Below are 18,284 nucleotides of genomic sequence, written 5' to 3'. Positions count from 1 at the left end.
GGAGTGCGCGTGCGTTTATTACTGATCGAGGATGACGTGGCGCTGGGTGAAGGCATCTATCAGGCGCTGGGCCGCGAGGGGTACACGGTCGACTGGCTCAAGGACGGCAGCAGCGCCTTGCATGCCCTGCTCAGCGAAACGTTTGATGTCGCCGTGCTGGACCTCGGCCTTCCGCGCATGGATGGCCTCGAAGTGTTGCGCCGCCTGCGCGACAGCGGTTCGAACCTGCCGGTATTGATTCTCACCGCTCGCGATGCCACCGAAGACCGCATTGCCGGACTCGACGCCGGTGCTGACGATTACCTGGTCAAGCCGTTCGACCTCGCCGAACTCAAAGCCCGCCTGCGTGCCCTGTTGCGCCGCAGTGCCGGGCGCGCCCAGGCGCTGATCGAGCACGCCGGTATCAGCCTCAACCCCGGCACCCAGCAGGTCAGTTATCAAGGCCAACCGGTCGCGCTCACCCCCAAGGAATATCAGTTGCTGCACGAACTGCTGTCGCCGCCGGGGCGGGTGATGACTCGCGATCAATTGATCCAGTTGCTCTACGGCTGGAATGAAGAAGCGGAAAGCAACACCCCTGGAAGTGCACATTCATCACCTGCGCAAGAAGTTCTCCACCGACCTGATCCGCACCATCCGCGGCGTGGGTTATCTGGTGGAGGAGCGTCGATGACCTCGATCCGCCGGCGCACGCTGACCCTGATCATCGGCCTGTTACTGGCCGGTCTGGCGGTACTCAGCCTCTTCAACGTGCATGACAGCAACCACGAAATCGCCGAGGTCTACGACGCGCAATTGGCGCAGAACGCGCGCCTGCTGCAAGGCGTGATGCGTATGCCGATGGCGAGTACCGAGCACGCGCAGTTGTATCAGGCGTTCAATCAGGCTCTCGGGGAAGCCAAGCCACGGGTTGACGGACATCCTTACGAAAGCAAAATCGCCTTCCAGGTGTGGAACCCGCAAGGCGAGGTGCTGGTACACACCGCCAGTGCGCCCTCCTTCACTGCGCCGCCGACGAGAACGGGGTTCAGCGACGTGGTCGATCTGAAAAGTCGGCAATGGCGAGCGTTCATGCTGGAAGACAAGCAGAACGGCCTGCGCATCTGGGTCGGCGAGCGCGACGATGTGCGCACCGACCTGGTCGACCGCATCGTGCGCCACACGCTGTGGCCGAACATGCTCGGCAGCCTGATCCTCGCCGCGATGATCTGGCTGGCCATAGGCTGGGGACTCAAGCCCCTGGCAGACATGGCGGCGACTCTGCGCGCCCGTCACAGTGGTTCACTTGAGCCGCTGCAACTGACGCCCCTGCCCAGTGAGCTGGAGCCAATGCAGGCAGCGCTCAATCGCATGCTCGCGCAGATTCAGGAAGTGCTCGGCCGGGAGCGTCGCTTTATCGCCGATGCCGCGCACGAAATGCGCACGCCGCTGGCGGTGCTGCGGGTGCATGCGCAAAATCTGCAAGAGGCCGGGACCGAAGAAGAGCGCCGTGAGTCACTTGAGTTTCTGATCTCCGGAGTCGACCGCACCAGCCGGCTGGTCAACCAACTGCTGACCATGGCGCGTCTTGAACCCAAACCCAACCCGCCGCCACTGCAACGCATTGATCTCAGCGAAACCGTACGCAACAGCCTGGTGCAATTGACACCATGGTTGCTGAGCAAACACCTTGAATTGATCTTCGAGGTCAGCGACCAACCGTTTCATGTCCTCGCCGACCCCGCCGCCATCGACATTGCGCTGAATAACCTGATCACCAACGCGGCGAATTTCTCCCCCGAACACGGTGCGATCACCGTGCACCTGAGCAAGTCTGATGGCTTCTGTCATTTGACGGTCGACGATCAAGGGCCGGGAATCGATGAATCGGACAGAGAGCGATTGTTCGAGCGTTTCTACAGCCGTGGCACGGCGCATGGAGCCGGGTTGGGTTTGACCATTGTCAACACCATCGCGATGCGACTGAACGGACGGATTGAACTGACAAACCGCGCAGAGGGAGGTTTGAGGGCGACGTTATCGATTCCGGCAGGGGAATAATCATCCGATTGATTCAGCTGTATGCCGCCGGCCCCAAATACCTGCTGCTCAGCGCTCTGCTCTACGCGCTTGGCTCGTTGATTTACCTGGGCACGCTGAAAACACGTCAGGGTCAGCCGCTCAGCGGTCCGGAAACGGGTGTGTTGATCATCATCTGGGCCGCCGCGATTTACGCTGGCCGGATGTTGTGGGCCGGAACGCTGACTTTGTAAGGTGCACCAGCGTTTGCGCTAGACCGCCAGTACGCTGCAGGGGTCCTGGTACAGTGAAAAACCTGAATATCGAGGCTTGTCCACCACCCTTGCGAAAGCGCCTGGAAAACCGACAAAGCGGCGATGAAACTGGCGAGCGACATTGATCTGGATCAATCGCTGCGACGACAAACTGGATCGAAATAGATTCATGACTCGGCTGCGCCCGCATCTCGGATCAGGGACAGTCACAAGCTGCTCGAACGCGTGAAAGTTACAGATGCGGCCACAGGGTGGCAGGTCCGCAACCCACCCTCATTCTTGCTTTGCGAGGTTCACGATATGGTCATCAATGATTCAGCCATGACAACCGCCAATGTCCCCGACGCGATCGATGACAGTGGCGCACTGTTTCACGAAGCCGATCGGCTCAGCGAACGGGCCTATGCCGTCCTTGAAGAGCCGTTTTCTACAGACACCATGCACAAGTTCACTGAAGCGAGGAAACGCGCCGATGAGAAATATCGGCACGCCTGGCAACAATGGCAATACGCACACGGCGGGCGCAGTCACTGATGGATTATCCCCAACCGATTACCATCAACTGCTGCGATGACCGGGCAGGCTGTGGCAGGCATTGCCTTGACCATCAACAAACTGCAAGAAGCCCGGTTCATCAGGCATTCGGCCGTGCCGCCGATGAAGCCGTCGAGCGCTTGATGGTGACAGATACCGAGCACCAGCAGGTCGAACGCGTGCTGCCGGGCGAAGTCTTCGATCACCCGGTACGGGACACCTGAGAGCAGGTGGCTATGCTCTTCATCGAGACCATAGCGCTCGGCCAGCGTATCGAAGGCTTCCTGCTGAGTGTCGTTGATCGCATCGCGCAAACTGTGATCCAGACTCAAGTTCGGCACACTCATCGCCGCATCACCCACCACTGACCAATTGGCGACGTTCAACAAGTGCAACGATGCATCGCATTTAGCTGCCAATGTCGATGCAACGCCAAGTATCCGGTCATTGAGCCCTTGGGTCAGATCCTCGAGATGCGACAGGTCAATGGCCGCCAGGATCTTCAAGGGTTTCGGATGTGCGGCCTCGGTGACCAGATGCACGCAGGCGGGACAATCTCGTACCAATAGCCAGTCCAATGGCGGATGAAACGTTTGATTGAGCGCTGAAACATGGTGAGCATCCTTGATCACCAGATCGACATGAATGTCATTGATGTACTCAAGCACATGCGCCGGGGTGGCCCTGGCCCAGACCACTTCGGTGCTGACTTGCACGCCGGCGCCACGTTGAAACCGGGCCTGCTGCTCCAGCCACTGGCGATGCATCTGCAAATAGCCTTCACGCGCTTGCGCCATGGCGTCGTGGTCGATCAGGCCGGCCAACGCCAGGGACTGGACATGATCGAACGCTACGATGTGCAACAACGCGCCACTGGCCCGAGCGAGCGCCCGGGCGCGATCAAACGCCGGGGTGCGGGTCATTTCGGCGGGTGCGATCAACAGAATGCGTTTGAGCCTGAACATCACGAGTGTTTCCAGTCAGCGCCATTGGACGATTCTGCAACTCTGCCAACCGCCACGCTTGATATGCATCAAGTCTCCCCATCAAGCCTGCGACACAAGAGCGGCGCAGAGGCCGTTGCCTTTGTGATTCCCCTCCCCGCCGTTCGTCCGTAATCACGCTGGCACGCCAAACGAAAGGCACGTGCGCTGCGAAGACTTCTATGCTTATCACACTCACTGGAGGCTGCTTATCCATGCTTGAAGCCCACTCGCCCCCGCCGATTCTTAAAACTGCCTGTTCCAATTGCAGTGTGGTGGAGTTATGCCTGCCGCTCGGTCTGACTGGCCCGGAGGTTGATCGACTCGACACACTGATCGTGCAGCGATACAAGGTGAAGAAAGGCGCTGCTCTCTACAGGACGGGGGACCCGCTGCGCTCGCTGTACGCTGTGCGAATAGGCTCGTTCAAGACCAGCGTGGTCTCCGTCGATGGCCGCGAGCAAGTGACCGGTTTTCATATTCCCGGCGAAATGCTCGGGCTGGACGCCATCAGCATCGATCAACACGCGTGTACTGCATATGCGCTGGAAGACAGCGAAGTCTGTCCGATTCACTTCGCACAGCTGGAAAAACTCGCGCAAAGCCTGCCATCGCTGCAGCACAACCTCAACAAGTTGCTGAGCCGGGAAATCGTGCGCGATCACAGCATGTTGATGCTCATGGGCAATATGAACTCCGATGAGCGCCTCGCGGCTTTCCTGCTCAACCTCTCACAACGCCTGAGCTCCCGTGGCTATTCCTCGAAAGAGTTCGTGCTGAAAATGCGCGCGCGAAGAAATCGGCTCCTACCTTGGGCTGCGTCTGGAAACCATTTGCCGCGGCATTGCCCACTTGCGCGATCAGGGTTTGGTGGAAATCACCGCACGCGACGTAAAAATCCGCAACATGGACGGCCTCAAGCAGATGGTGTCGGGCTGCAACCGCCAGCAGCATTGAGCCCGTCCATGAGTTCCTGCCATGCCTTCGCCATCCCTCGGGCAAGCCATATCGAAGCGATGGGCGCGCTGTTTCGATGCACTTGAAATCACCTGTCTTTCTAACCGTTGAACGTCGCTTGAAAAGCTGCGTACTGCCGATGCCGGCAAAACCTTGTGCGTTGGCTGAGCGGTGATGCGTTGCGCAAATCGAGGGAACTCCGATGGCCGACTCAAGCAAGAAAATGAGCCTCATGGGGCTCACCACACTGGTGACGGTGAACATGATGGGCTCAGGCATCATCATGTTGCCGACGAGCATGGCCCAACTCGGGGCTGTTTCATTGCTGTCATGGATCGTCACCGCTGTCGGCTCCATGGCCATCGCGTATTGCTTTTCCCAGTGCGGCATCTTCTGCCTGCGCTCTGGCGGGTTATCTGCCTACACCGAAGAGGCGCATGCAAAGTCAGGCTTTTTTCTGTGCTCTTACCTGTACTTCCTGTCGCTGGCCATCGCCAACGTGGCGGTGGCCATTTCCGCAGTGGGATACATGACATCGTTCATGCCTTGGCTGGGAAGCGGCGCCATTCCTTTATTCGTTGGAACGGTCGGTCTGCTCTGGCTGACCACCGTGGCGAATTTCGGCGGCCCAGGCATCACCGGCAGGATTGGTGCGGTTACGGTGTGGGGGGTAATCATTCCTGTAGCGGGCTTGAGCATCATCGGTTGGTTCTGGTTCAAACCCGATCTGATCATCGCCGCCTGGAACCCGAATCAACTGCCGATATCCGAGGCCATCAGCAAAGCGATTCCCCTGACACTCTGGGCGTTTCTCGGCATGGAGTCGGCAGCCCAGGCCTCAGATGCGGTGGAAAACCCCAAGCGCACCGTACCGCTGGCCTGTCTGTTCGGGACATTGGGCGCCGCGGTGGTCTATGTGCTCTCGACGACGGTCATTCAGGGCATTATTCCCAACGCCGAACTGGCCAACTCATCTGCTCCTTTCGCGCTCGTTTATGCACACATGTTCAATCCCCTGGTCGGCAACATCACCATGGCGCTCGCGGTAATGGCCTGTGTTGGCTCGCTGCTGGGCTGGCAGTTCACGTTGGCGCAAACGGCCAAGGTGACCGCTGATCAGGGCATGTTCCCGAAACTGTTCAGCAAGGTCAGCGCACGCAACGCCCCCATCGTCGGGATGCTGGTCTGCGGCGTACTGCAGACCTTGATGGCGCTGTCGACCATTTCGCCGAACGCAAGCGCGCAGTTTGGAAAACTCGTCAGCCTCGCCGCGGTGACCAACCTGATTCCCTACGTGACGGCAGCCACCGGGCTGCTGGTCATGATGTACAAAGCCAGAGTCAGCGCCGCCGTATACACGCGCAATACCCTGCTGTTAGTGGTTGCCGTGGCCTATTCCTTGTATGCGCTGTATGCCTGCGGCAAGGACGCGGTGTTCGGCGGCATCCTGGTCTTGGTGTTCGGCTACCTGCTTTACGGTTTCCTCGCCAAACGTTTTGTCGCTGCCCCTGCGCCTGTCGGCCCCCGGCCTGATAACCCTTGATCGAAGTCTTCGGTACAGCACAGATATCTGAATTCGAGGAACCGCGCGCATGAACGTGAAACTGATCAGAGCCCACCACCTGCTGCTCGTCTGCGTCCTTGCGCTGCTACCGGTAGTGACCCATGGCAATACGCTGGAGCGCATCCGTGCCAGTCAAGCGATCACCCTTGGCTACGTGCCTGACTTCATGCCTTTCAGTGATCAGGCCGCCGATAAAGCCAGCGGCTATGCCATCGATCTCTGCCTGAAAATAGCCGAGAAGGTCAGGATCGATCTGAATCTGCCGACGTTGAAAATCAATTACCAACCGGTCTCGCTCAACGACGAGATGAGCGCCGTCAGTTCCGGCAGGATCGACATTCTTTGTACGCCGACCCCACCCACGCTGGCGCGGCGCAGGGTCGTCAGCTACTCGGTGCCGATTTACACCGCCGGTCTCTCGGCCGTGGTGCGCCAGGATGCTTCCGAAACCTTGCTCAATGTGCTGAATGGCAAAGTGGCCCATACCGGGCCAACGTGGCGAGCCACGGTGAACCGTGGTCTGGCCAATCAGACGTATGCCGCCATCGCCGGCGGGGTCACCGAGACGTGGATACAACAGCAGATGCGATTGCTGGGTGTGGTAGCCACGCTGGTCACGGTAGAGAACGCAGAAGCCGGTCTGAATCTGGTTGCCAATGGCAAAGCCGATGCGTTTTTCGCTGAACGCATGCTGCTCAAGCATCTGCTGACCAGAAATTATCCATCGGGCAACCTGGTGCTGCTGGAGCGGATTTTCGAGTCCGCACCGACGGCGATGGCAGTGGATCGAGAGGATGAGGACTTTCGTCTGCTGGTCGACACGGCGCTGAGTGAAATGTACCGATCCGGCGAAATTGAACAGGCATTCGACAAACATCTGGGCGGCGCCGGCGATGCGGCCAGGAAGCTGTTCAAGATCTATGCAATCCCCTAGCGAGCCAGCGAACAGGCTGGCTCGCTACGCTGCGATCATGCTCACCGCACAGGCTCTTTCCTCACCGCCAGAATGCTCCCCGGCAGCGAATACAATGCGCGCTCGGTGGTGCTGCCGATCACGCGTTCGATGCCCACGCGATGAACCGTGCCCATCACCACCACGTCGGCCAGGTACTGCTCGACGAACTCATTGATGACCTGCACTGGATGGCCCATGACGAAGTGTCGACGCTCAGGTGGCACACCGTGACGATCGGCAAGGGCGACAAAAGCCTGATGCAGTGTCTGACGCAGCTCGTTCGCCAGATCTTCGTTCCAGCCACCGTTGATCATTGGTGCATCGCCGTTGAAAGCGGCGGACAAATCGTAGGCGCAGAGCAGGTGCAACGGCACGTCGCATTGCAACGCCAAAGCGTTCGCCGATCGTATGATGACGTCGTTCAAGCCATTGATTTGGGTATCTGGATCAAACGGATCAACGGCCGCGACGACACGATGCGGCAACGCATAGCGAATCTGATTGACCAGATGCACGGGGATCGGACACTCACGCAGCAGGTGACAATCGAGCGGCGTGATGAACACGCGCTTGAGCGCCGGTTCCAGTCGCACGTCCTTGATCAACAGGTCGGGCTTGAGTACATGGACGGTCTTGAGGATGTCCAGCAGCGGATGGCTGGAAAAGACCACATCAACCGTGCCGTCCAACCCTTGGTTGCTGAGCTGCTCGAGCTCATCGGCCACCCAGCGACGGTAGCGCCGCTGATAGCGCTGAGCATCCACGTCATCGATTTTTTCCTCCCACAGATGGGTGATCGGCACCGGCGAAACAAAGGCCCGCACATCCAGCGCCGCCCCGCTCGCCTTGGCCAGTGCGATGGCACGCAACATCGCCGCCGATTGATGCAGCGTCTGGTCGGCGACCAGCAAAAGACGTTCATATTGGCCCATCACACACCTCCGCTCGGCACCGGCGCGGTGGGCCGGCAGGCTTCAAGACTGCGCCCGCTCGCCCTGGCCGGGCGTTGATTTACATCAAGCCCGGGTCAATGAGCGAGGCGCATGGCAGCTGTCTGATGTAGATCAGATGTCGCCATGGGCAACCGCGTAGAAGGGAGGCAAGCGGACGCTTTTTCAACGCCCGCCAGCCTTTTGAACCGGATGGAGAATGACCATGCTCACCGTCAAAGACCACAACGATCAGGCCGTGGCCGCTTACGCGGCGGTTTCCGGTCAATACTGGATTGAGGCGCTCAAGGACGGTCGCCATGTATTGATCCGGCCGCTCACGGAGAAGGATCGCTTGCGCGAATACGACTTCATCAAGCGCCTGTCCCCCGAATCCAGGCACATGCGTTTTCTCGCCCAGATCGGCGAACCCGGCACCGCTCTGCTCGACCAGTTGATGGACACCGATAACAAACAGCGCACCGCCTTCATTGCACTGGTTCACGAGAACGGCAAGTTGATCGAAATCGGCATCAGCCGCTATGCCGGCACAGGCGGACATCAATGCGAGTGCGCGGTGACGGTCGCCGATGAATGGCAGCACTTGGGCTTGGGCACGTTGCTGATGGAACACTTGATCAAGGCAGCCCGCCACAACGGATTCCGCCAGATGTACTCGGTCGATGCCGCCAGTAACGCGGCGATGCGCGATCTGGCCAAAAGCCTGGGCTTCGAAACCCACAATGATCCTGACGACGCACGCCAGGTCATTCATCGTCTTGACCTGTAAATGAATCGCCCCGAGGTGAGTCGGCCAACGATTCACCTCGGGGCGTTCGTGTTTCAGGATTGCAGTGTGGGTTGCGGCTTGATCGCCAGCACACTGCAAGGTGCCCGATGCAGCAGCTGTTCGGCGGTGGTGCCTAACAACTTGCTCAAGCCGTGGTGCTGCACTGTGCCCATGACAATGACGTCGATCTGCTTGTTGATGGCGAACTCGCAGATACTGCGCACCGGCGCGCCCTCGATGAAGTGCCGGCATGAGGCCGGCACGCCGTGGCGCTCGGCCAGGGCCGTAAATGCCTCATGCTGCGCAGTGCCCAGCGTTTCATGGATCCCGGTGGCCAATGGCAGTGCGCCGAACCCCATGTCCGTGGCGTAAGCCGCCGTCCAGTCGTAAACATGCACCACATCAAGACGGGCATCGCACTGCGCGGCCAGTTGGGTGGCGGCATCGATGATTTGATCGTTGAACAGGCAGTGCTGCTCTTCGCTGCGCAAGACATCGACGATGGCCAGCACACGGCGTGGGCGCGGATGAGTGTCGTCGGTCACCAGATGCACCGGCACCGGGCAATCGCGCAACAGTTGCCAGTCCAGCGGGGTGTAGAAAATACGCTCCAGCACGGACTCGTGCTGCACATCCTTGATGATCAATAGCAACGGCATTTCGTTGATGAACTGCAGGATCTCGGCGAAGGGATCCTGAACCCACATCACCTCGCTGGTGACCATGATCTGATGCCTCGCCAGCAATGAAGCCTGCTCTGCGAGCCACTGCCGGTGAGTGCGCAGATAACCATCGCGGGCGAGGCGGATCTGCTCGGGGGCAAACAGCCCTGCCACTGCCAGCGCCTGCAAGTAGTCGAAGGCCACGATGTGCAACGGCAACTGCATGGCCTGGGCCAGCGCAGCCGCGCGCTCGAACGCAGGCGTGTGCTCCATGGCGCAGGGAGCGATCAACAGTAAACGCGGAGTCTGTGACATGGGATACCTCGGCATGCGGCCAGCCAGAACAAACAGTCTTCAGGGTGAATGCTGTGGCCATTGGCAGCTTGATCTTTATCAGCAAGAGCACCGATTGCGCTCAAAACAGCACAGTGCCCGCCCACATGGCCAAGGTCAGCAACAACTGCCCCGGGATCACGCAGGCAGCGAAACGCCTGCCGCCGCTGACCCACGCCACCACGCATTTGCTCACCGAGTTACTGCTGACGGCAATCAGCGCTGGCACGACTATCGAGTCATAAGGCACCTGGCCCGCCTTGGCCAGGCTGGCGATGGACGCTGTGGCAGAGTGCGCATCGGCAAAGCCCGAAAGCATTGCGGTAAGCCACAGACCCGCCTGACCAAAGTGGCTGAGCATGGCCGAGGAGACGAATGTGATGCCGGTAAGAGTCAGTGTCACGATGACCGCGAGTTTCAGATTGAACGCCCCTGCCGTGTCGACCGGCTTGCTGCGGCTCCCTCGCGTGGGGTCGGGAAACATCAGGCAGGCGCCGTACAACAACGTAGCGATCAAGCCGAAAAGCAGTGGCGTCCATACACTGTTCAGCAGATTCGGATCAACCATCATGAGGATCAGTCCGACCTGTATCACCGTTGCCAGATTGGAGAAAATCGCAGCGGCGCTGAGGATGCGGATGTTGTCTGGCTCATGGGCAAGGCGTTGGCCCATGGTCGCGATCGTCACGGTACTGGAGGCGAAGCCGGATGCAATCGCGCTGATGACGTAGCCATAGCGCGAGCCCAAAGCGCGCACCGCGATGTGGCCGAATGCGCCGACCAGCATCAGCAACACCGTCACGGTACAAATGGTGCGCAGATTGATCGCGGCGTAGGGGCCGATATATCGGTCCGGTGCCAATGGCAGTATTACCAGCGCGGCGATCAGCAGGATCAGACCATCGCGCATTTCAGTTTCGGACAACTGGCTGTTGGCAAAGTGATGCAGCGTCTGCCGATAGGCCAAAAGGCCCGCAATCACTACGCCAAGGGCAATTGCCAGCGCCGGCGCAGTTGCGCACAACGCGCCCAGGATCAGCACCGCGATCAACGCCACCTCGCTGGTCAGCCCAGGGTCGTCGCTTTGACTGCGCCAGTAGGCGACGCTGGTCAGCAACGTTACACAGACGGCGATGATCCCCAGCAGCAGACCACCGCCGACCTGTAGCGCGACATACCCCAACAACGCGGTAATGGCGAACGTGCGCAAGCCGGCGCAGTGTCGCGCATCGCCGGTGCCCTTGTGCCGTTCACGCTCAAGACCGATGAGCATGCCGATCCCCAGCGCCGCAGCGGCGCCGGACAGATCAAAAACCTCATTCATGATGGGTAGCGTCCCGCAGGGTTTGCGCACCCTGCTCTGCACTTGGCTTATGGCGAGCATTCAGCACTTGCGCTGATGCGGCGAGCCGTTGCCTGCCTCGCTGGCAACGGCTGGGCAAACGCATTCGGCCACTCATGAGGAGCGTTGATACGGGCCTCAAGCACCTCGACAAATTCCTGCGCAGCCTTAAGGCTCCTGAAGCCCACATCCCAGTCATCCATGTGCACGACCCAGCCATGGGGAGCGTGTTTTTCAGCGATCTTGATGTTCATGCAAACCCCGGTTTCAGCGGCACGCCAAGGTGCTTTCAAGGAGTGATTGCGACTTTCATGACCCCGTCGCGTTGATGAGCGAACAACTCATACGCCTGCTCGATGTCGTCCAGTCTGAAACGGTGAGTCACCAGCGGTGACAGATCGACGGCGCCGCTCTGCACCACCGCCATCAGGCGCCGCATGCGCTCCTTGCCGCCGGGGCACAGGGTGGAAACGATGCTGTAATCGCCCAGTCCGGCGGCAAACGCGCCGAGCGGGATGTGCAGATCGCTGGAATACACCCCGAGGCTGGACAAGCGCCCACCCGGGCGCAGCACCCGCAATGCCGACTCGAACGTGCCTTGGGTGCCCAGCGCTTCGATGGACACATCCACGCCACGGCCATCGGTCAACGCCATGATCTGCTCCACCACATTGCCGTCCTTGAAATTGACGGTATGGGTCGCGCCCAGTTGGCGCGCCATGGCCATGCGTTCGGGCACCGCGTCGACACCTATAATCGTGGTGGCGCCCTTCAGGCGCGCTCCGGCCACGGCGCAGAGGCCGATGGGACCCAATGCAAATACTGCGACAGCGTCGCCGATGGCGATCTCGCCCCGCTCCGCCCCCGAGAACCCGGTGGACATGATGTCCGGGCACATCAGGACCTGTTCATCGCTCAACTCATCGGGGATCGGGCACAGGTTGGCCTGTGCATCCGGCACCAATACGTACTCGGCCTGGCAACCGTCGATCGTGTTGCCAAACTTCCAGCCGCCAATGGCCTTGAAGCCGTGCCGGGTGTCGGGGCCGTCCTGCGAGCCGCAGCCACACAGGCACGCGTAACTGTGCCCGCTTGGGGTGATGGCACCGGCGATCACCCGCTGCCCTTCGATAAAACCGCGTACTTGCGAGCCCAATCGCTCAATGATGCCGACCGGTTCGTGCCCGATGGTCAGCCCTTTGGCCACTGGATATTCGCCGCGCAGGATATGTACGTCGGTGCCGCAAATGGTGGTGGTGGTCACGCGGATCAACGCATCCAGCGGCCCGACCTCGGGAATCGGCTTGTCATCGAGCACGATGCGGTTTTTTTCAACGAATATTGCGGCTTTCATGGTGGCCATGATGGCTTTCCCTCCGCCGACAGGTGAGTGCAGAGCAGAGCTTGAGCCGCGACGACAGGGTCGTAGTTGATAATGGTCAACTATCCGAGGATCAGTGGTCTTGCTCGACCGTACATCCGCTCACGACCACGCGCTGATGTCTGGTTGATAAATATCAACCCCGCCCTGCTGGCTCGCTCCAGGATAAGCGCATGCGCCACTACTCACTCCAGGCATGCAGCGCAATGCTTGGGTGACTACCTCGGGAGTTCTGTCATGTCTGAGCAATCGCGTTTCATGCTGGTCGTGTCGCCGCTGATGAAAAACAGTCCCGCGTTCGACCGCGCCGCCGCACTGGCCAAAGCGTCGGATGCCGCACTGCATATTGTCGCGTTTGATTATCTGGAGGGCCTGGCGACCGCAGGAATGGTCAACGAGCAAGCCCTGGAGCAGATGCGTCTGGGCTATGTCGAACGTCATCATCAATGGCTCGAAGACCAGGCCCGGCCGCTGCGCAAGATCGGAGTGACCGTCACCACCGAGGTCGTCTGGGTGGACAATCCTTTGAAGGAGATCCTCATCCATTTGAAGGAACAGCCGATGGCCGCCCTTGTAAAGGCTCTGGAGCACGAATCAGTTCTGTCGCGACTGATGTTCACCCCGCTGGACATCCACCTGTTGCGCGAATGCCCGGTGCCGCTGCATTTTGTCAGCCACGCTCAAAACGCACTGCCACGCCGAATCGTCGCGGCGGTCGACCCCTTCCATCGTGATGGCCAATACCAGGGCCTCAACGACCGGATCCTGCGCGAAGCAGCAAGACTGGCCAGTGTCTGCAATGGCAGCCTGGACGTGATTTATGCCCATGACCTGTCATCGATCAGCGCTGCCGAATTCGGCTTCAATAACGCGTCCGCGATCTTTTCTTCCAGCGCAGCCAAGAAACTGTTCGATGCCCAAGGCGAAGCTTTCCAGGCGCTGGCTGCACGCAACAACATTCCGGCAGAAAACCAGCACATGATTGTGGGCGATCCCGCCAAGGTGCTTTCCAGCTATGCCGATGCTTACGACATCGATGTGATCGTAATGGGCCGCGTCACTCATCGAGGAATAGGCAGACTGGTTGGCAGCACGGTCGAGCATCTGTTGTACAAAATGCCTTGTAGCGTATGGGTCGTAGCGCCGGAAACGCTTACTCGCTGATGGATGCAGTCGACGCTGAAGAAAGGAGTGGATCTCCAGGCACCAGACGGCGACGGAATGGCCAGTCAGGAGCGTGGAAAACATTTCCACGGCACAAAAAATAAGGGCTTGCATGACATATGTCATGCAAGCCCTTGATATTTATGGTGCCCGAAGCCGGAATCGAACCGGCACGCCCTTACGAGCGGGGGATTTTAAGTCCACAATTTTTTACCTTTAATTCAATAGCTTACGTTCAGTTTTTTTCCGCATCACAGAAATTTCCTCTTCGTTCTAAGACAGCAAAACCATCACCTCAAAATAAATTGCGGAAAGAAATCGGGCTGCAAGATCACGCATTTTAAGACAACTCAGATGCACGTCAGTAGCCAGACAGCCAAGGAATGACAGACCAGAATCGGGGTGACTGGTTGCCGTGGCCGCAACAAAGGCCCCCACGCCTAGTCCAGGTGTGGGGGCCGAGTGAACATAGGCTGGAATTCCATGTATGAGGCGTCAAAGGCAGCTATCGGCCAAAACCGGACGTTCGAAAGCGATCGTTGACGGCCAGCAACGGACAGTGGACAGGCTGATGGCGAAACAGTAGCGTCAGGCTTTTCTAGGAATCTGAACCCATGTCATCGCCGCTGCACCTCTACAAGTACGAACGCTTTACCGCACAGTCGCTTCAGAACCTGAAGGACCAATTAATCTATTTCGGTTCCCCGCTCGCTTTCAACGACCCGTACGACTGCGCGCTTTCACCGCGCATCAAGGAGCCAACTGACGCAGATGTTGAGAAACTGCGAAGCCATTACTTAGCGAAACCCAAAATCGAAAGTGGCATTCGGCGAGAGTTCGAAAAAGCGTCTCCTGCTGTGCTTAGGGATATGCTCCTTCGCATAGGACAGGAAACCTTAGATGACATGATCAAAAGATTTCTGTCACAACGTGGGGTCAGCTGCTTTTCAGAGAAGAAGGACAACTTATTGATGTGGTCCCACTACGGGGATCATTGCAAAGGTTTCTGCCTGGAGTTTTCAACCTTGGCCGATCCATTTCACAAGATTAAGAAGGTTCGCTATACACAAGACATGCCCATTCTCGACATCGTTCCGATCCTGTGCGGTGAAGATTCCGACCCTGTCTCCGATCTATATTGTACCAAAGCGATTGATTGGGCTTATGAGCACGAGTGGCGCGCTATTCATAGTCAAGCCGGCACGGCATATCGGTATCCTTCCGAAGCACTCACCGGCATCTACTTCGGCCCAGACATGCCCCTCACTGCGATTGAGATTATCGCGTTAGTTCTCGCTGGACAAAATGAACACGTCCAGCTCTGGCAAGGTTGCCGTAGCAAGTCTAACTTCTCAGTTGAATTTCAGCCCGTAAAATACATGTCACATCTGGAAGCAAAGCGGCTAGGACTACTGGGGACAGCAGGCACTTAATCGGCTACCAAAACTGCACCCTCGACCTATGATACTTCATGCCCGCCCGGCATAGCAGGCTTCTTTCGGCCAAAAGGGTGCCTTGGATGTATCTGGGATACCCGGGCGATTCAGAGCGATGTAAACGGGGTTAGAATATTGTTGAATTTGAGGAGTGGATATGAAAGTCGAATGGAAGGCCAACAAAAAACTGAAGCCGCAAATCATCCTAGATCGCCTAAAGGCCTGCTCATCTATCGACGCCGAAGGTAAAGTGTCTTTCAATGGCTTCGAAATGCATGAGCTTGATTCCGTTCTTTTTACGATGATTGATTTTCATAAAACATTTAGTTATCACACCGCTAAGCGATTTTATAACCGCGCCTTGAACTCCTGGGTGAAATCCGGGAGCAAATTGGCTGATGATTTTTTGAAGGCATTAAAGACAGAGGTGTTATCTTATAACAAGCAGGTGCCGAAGGAGTACGTGTTAGTAACTTCGATATCGATAGCCGCGGGCTTTCCACTGCGAAGGATAGTACTCGGCGATACGACTCTGGAATGTTACCCAGGCGGGCTTCCAAAAAAATATAAAACTCGAGAAGCATATAACGCTCGTTGGAATTTCGAATCTCCATCTCTACCAGATAGTTATTGTCCTGTTGTTGTAAGATTCAAGTCGAAAAACCCTATGGATGGTGTAGAGCATGCGCTACATGAACTGGATTTCATAAGGGGAGTATTTTGTCTAGATATAAACCCTGCGTTTGAGATTGCCATTTCGATGCAGGCAATTCGAAGAGCGCCTATCAATAAGCTGACTTTAGGGGGAATGCACACGCTACACAACAAGGATGGCAGTCTTAGTGATAGCAATATTTTTTGGTATGACTCTAACTATACTGAGCGAAGATCATTAAATCTGACAGCTGAAAAAAAAACCCAATCGATAAATTTCTTCGGGTTTGTAACAGATAAACTCAAGCATCATAAGGATGCGCACATTATCAAGGACGCCATCGTAAGATTTGTGCGTGCCTTTGACGAGACTGATAAAAACTCCTCTGTTCAACGGGGGTGGGCTGCTTTGGAGTCAGTAATGGCTCCAGGTGAAAATAATACGGATTTAGTCGTTGCGCGTTGCTCTTACCTTTATGGAGAACGTGAGTATCATCGACAAATATTAGAGCATGTAAAAGACTACCGGAATCGAAATGTACATATGGGGCAGTCTATCGACGATCCATCCCCTCATTGCTTCCAAATACAAAAATTCTTTCGGCAGGCGGTTATTTTTCACTTGGCTGAAGTGGGCATTTTTTCTGGATTGCAAGATGCCAATAAATTCTTAGACTCGTCAGCTTCGATAGAGGAGTTGATACGACAGCGAGACCTTATAGATAAAGCCATATTGTTTATTAGCCCTGAATAAGCTAAATATAAACATCATTCGATCGACATTATTCATCCATTACTCGACTAATCTTAAGCTCTATATAAAACTTATGAACATGCTGAGTCGCCCATAGTTTTCTAGACGCCTTCAACTGGCTCCTTTTGGCCGTTAGTGGTCGATTGCGAGCATCCGATTGACTACGGCGATCGACTGAATACGATTCTGAAGGAGGCATAGACGCGAAAAGTAGCTGAGAGCGACCCGCGCATGACCTTGGTAAAGAATTACAATTGGGGCAAGAGAGCCTAAATATTTCTCCTCTAATAAACATCAAAGATTAATATTTAAACCATGATCTACCATCAGTTGCTCTACTGCGACCCTTCCACCCTCAACAGACTCCAACGCTCGCAGAACACTGGCCAACTCATTGCTGTGCTTAATCTGGTCATTTGCCGATGCCATCCTAACAATTTCATTGGCTTGTTTGTAGGTAGGGTCGACTTCCTGCATAACTTGCCTGATGGTCCGACCATATGTATTTGCTTCAGCAAAGCTACGAGAGGTTGAATATATGGTGATTAGCCGATCCAACATCGCTGAAGGAGTGACAAGCCAGTCAACTTTGTCCAGCTCATCAAATGTTGCAAATCTGATTCTTTTTTCTGCTGCGGCAATTAATTCGGGGGGGAGCGCGTCCAGTAAAAAAAACCAATCCAAATCAACAAATAATTTATGTGGTGCGTTTTGTATAAATGTCAAAATCCTTAACTGCTCCGCCTTGGGAAGGGCATTCCATAAACCCAATTTGGCGAGCCGTGCTACGATTATCACTGCGCCGCATATTTCCTCTTCCGTGCGCATGCGTTCAACTGTTTGTCTGACGCAATCTTCGAAAAACCTTTCCCACAAATTAGGGTGGATAATTTTAATTGCCGATAAAGCAAGCACGCACTTATTAAATTTTGCCGACTCTTCTCCCCCAAAGGCGGTTTTTACAAAAACTTTTAGTAAGTTGTTGTAAAGAGACTCTCTTGGCCGTTTCAAAGGCCCGGCCTCGAATAACGTAACAACGTCTTCTAGATTGCTCGGGAAAAATTTAGAATCTACATCGCTCAAAACTCGCGCCAGTGCTACCTTTCCTTGCGATGCAGGTCTGGAAAGTATGGAATTTACAGAGTTGAATATATGCAATCTTGCCAGTTCCGCCGACGCAGAGAATACTTGGTTGTCAGAAACTTGTGAGGGATGAGCACATCTGTTGCGATCCTCTACCAAGCGAACAATATCTAGATATTCAATAGGAGAAATTAGTTCGAACTTGTCCTTCGCCATCAATGGAAGTTCTTTTTCAAAAGCTAAGGCTCCCGGAAGGTTGTGAGTTTTCTGTATAGTCTCAAATCTTGCAATTTCAACCTGGGCCTCCTTATCTCCGGAAGCTGATAGCTCTCTTATTTTGTCCACCAAATCGAAAGCAACTGCAATCCAACAAGCTACCACTGACGAGCGATACGCACCTGCCTTATAACATTTTACGGCTTCTTCGATATATAGTCGTGAGCGAGGGTCCTCGCAACTCAATATTAACTCATCCAGATCGCTGAGCATT

16 protein-coding genes and 2 pseudogenes are annotated in these 18,284 nt (G+C 56.3%); 11 read left to right on the top strand and 7 right to left on the bottom strand.

The annotated features are described in order from the left end of the window. Positions 1-9: 9 nt before the first annotated feature. From ACZ9BE_RS10280 to ACZ9BE_RS10265, 4 genes and pseudogenes are all read left to right on the top strand, one after another. Positions 10-673: pseudogene (locus tag ACZ9BE_RS10280) on the top strand (response regulator). Further along, positions 670-2,040: an ATP-binding protein gene (locus tag ACZ9BE_RS10275; protein WP_406228999.1), complete on the top strand. Its 1,371-nt coding sequence runs from the start codon at positions 670-672 to the stop codon at positions 2,038-2,040. The pseudogene ACZ9BE_RS10280 and the gene ACZ9BE_RS10275 overlap by 4 nt, the downstream one beginning before the upstream one ends. 8 nt (positions 2,041-2,048) lie before the next feature. After that, positions 2,049-2,252, top strand: coding sequence for a hypothetical protein (locus ACZ9BE_RS10270; protein WP_056785583.1), 204 nt, complete (start codon positions 2,049-2,051; stop codon positions 2,250-2,252). Positions 2,253-2,594: 342 nt separating this feature from the next. Beyond that, positions 2,595-2,807 (top strand): hypothetical protein, encoded by a 213-nt coding sequence (locus tag ACZ9BE_RS10265; protein WP_224787233.1) that lies wholly within the window; start codon positions 2,595-2,597, stop codon positions 2,805-2,807. Here the strand turns inward: ACZ9BE_RS10265 and ACZ9BE_RS10260 are convergent. After that, a complete protein-coding gene (locus tag ACZ9BE_RS10260) occupies positions 2,801-3,772 on the bottom strand; it encodes a universal stress protein (protein WP_095179823.1) in 972 nt (323 codons plus the stop codon). The genes ACZ9BE_RS10265 and ACZ9BE_RS10260 overlap by 7 nt on opposite strands. A gap of 233 nt (positions 3,773-4,005) precedes the next feature. Here ACZ9BE_RS10260 and fnr point away from each other — a divergent pair. The 3 genes and pseudogenes from fnr (at position 4,006) to ACZ9BE_RS10245 (ending at position 7,245) form a co-directional block, all read left to right on the top strand. Beyond that, a pseudogene (fnr, locus tag ACZ9BE_RS10255) lies at positions 4,006-4,747 on the top strand (fumarate/nitrate reduction transcriptional regulator Fnr). Between the two features lie 202 nt (positions 4,748-4,949). Then, positions 4,950-6,290 carry a putrescine-ornithine antiporter gene (gene potE / locus ACZ9BE_RS10250; RefSeq protein WP_476249356.1) on the top strand — a complete coding sequence of 447 codons (1,341 nt, stop codon included), beginning with the start codon at positions 4,950-4,952 and terminating at the stop codon, positions 6,288-6,290. A gap of 49 nt (positions 6,291-6,339) precedes the next feature. Further along, positions 6,340-7,245 carry an amino acid ABC transporter substrate-binding protein gene (locus ACZ9BE_RS10245; RefSeq protein WP_406228995.1) on the top strand — a complete coding sequence of 302 codons (906 nt, stop codon included), beginning with the start codon at positions 6,340-6,342 and terminating at the stop codon, positions 7,243-7,245. A 41-nt stretch (positions 7,246-7,286) separates the two neighbouring features. Here ACZ9BE_RS10245 and ACZ9BE_RS10240 read toward each other — a convergent pair whose 3' ends face one another. Then, on the bottom strand, positions 7,287-8,198 hold the full coding sequence (locus tag ACZ9BE_RS10240) for a universal stress protein (protein ID WP_406228994.1): 912 nt from the start codon (positions 8,196-8,198) through the stop codon (positions 7,287-7,289). A gap of 223 nt (positions 8,199-8,421) precedes the next feature. On the opposite strand from ACZ9BE_RS10240, the gene ACZ9BE_RS10235 reads away from it, so the two are divergent. Next, a complete protein-coding gene (locus ACZ9BE_RS10235) occupies positions 8,422-8,985 on the top strand; it encodes a GNAT family N-acetyltransferase (protein ID WP_041478749.1) in 564 nt (187 codons plus the stop codon). A gap of 53 nt (positions 8,986-9,038) precedes the next feature. Here ACZ9BE_RS10235 and ACZ9BE_RS10230 read toward each other — a convergent pair whose 3' ends face one another. From ACZ9BE_RS10230 to ACZ9BE_RS10215, 4 genes are all read right to left on the bottom strand, one after another. Continuing rightward, the gene (locus tag ACZ9BE_RS10230) at positions 9,039-9,962 is read right to left on the bottom strand and encodes a universal stress protein (RefSeq protein WP_406228992.1); all 924 of its coding nucleotides are present in this window, start codon (positions 9,960-9,962) and stop codon (positions 9,039-9,041) included. Between the two features lie 100 nt (positions 9,963-10,062). After that, a complete protein-coding gene (locus tag ACZ9BE_RS10225) occupies positions 10,063-11,304 on the bottom strand; it encodes an MgtC/SapB family protein (protein ID WP_406228990.1) in 1,242 nt (413 codons plus the stop codon). 47 nt (positions 11,305-11,351) lie between these two features. After that, positions 11,352-11,576, bottom strand: coding sequence for a hypothetical protein (locus ACZ9BE_RS10220; protein ID WP_476249355.1), 225 nt, complete (start codon positions 11,574-11,576; stop codon positions 11,352-11,354). Positions 11,577-11,611: 35 nt separating this feature from the next. Continuing rightward, the gene (locus tag ACZ9BE_RS10215; protein ID WP_252887848.1) at positions 11,612-12,685 is read right to left on the bottom strand and encodes an NAD(P)-dependent alcohol dehydrogenase; all 1,074 of its coding nucleotides are present in this window, start codon (positions 12,683-12,685) and stop codon (positions 11,612-11,614) included. A gap of 255 nt (positions 12,686-12,940) precedes the next feature. On the opposite strand from ACZ9BE_RS10215, the gene ACZ9BE_RS10210 reads away from it, so the two are divergent. The 3 genes from ACZ9BE_RS10210 to ACZ9BE_RS10200 all read left to right on the top strand — a co-directional run bounded on the left by ACZ9BE_RS10210 (position 12,941) and on the right by ACZ9BE_RS10200 (position 16,711). After that, positions 12,941-13,867, top strand: a complete 927-nt coding sequence (locus tag ACZ9BE_RS10210) for a universal stress protein (protein WP_406228987.1) — start codon at positions 12,941-12,943, stop codon at positions 13,865-13,867. 614 nt (positions 13,868-14,481) lie between these two features. Then, positions 14,482-15,300, top strand: coding sequence for a DUF2971 domain-containing protein (locus ACZ9BE_RS10205; RefSeq protein ID WP_476249354.1), 819 nt, complete (start codon positions 14,482-14,484; stop codon positions 15,298-15,300). A gap of 160 nt (positions 15,301-15,460) precedes the next feature. After that, the gene (locus tag ACZ9BE_RS10200; protein ID WP_476249353.1) at positions 15,461-16,711 is read left to right on the top strand and encodes a hypothetical protein; all 1,251 of its coding nucleotides are present in this window, start codon (positions 15,461-15,463) and stop codon (positions 16,709-16,711) included. Between the two features lie 294 nt (positions 16,712-17,005). Here ACZ9BE_RS10200 and ACZ9BE_RS10195 read toward each other — a convergent pair whose 3' ends face one another. Then, positions 17,006-18,283, bottom strand: coding sequence for a hypothetical protein (locus ACZ9BE_RS10195; protein WP_476249352.1), 1,278 nt, complete (start codon positions 18,281-18,283; stop codon positions 17,006-17,008). Between the last annotated feature and the right edge of the window lies 1 nt (position 18,284).

The sequence above is a fragment of the Pseudomonas sp. TE9122 genome (assembly GCF_056278925.1).
Note: the sequence above shows the minus strand (reverse complement) of the source record. Positions and strands in the feature narration are given on the sequence as shown.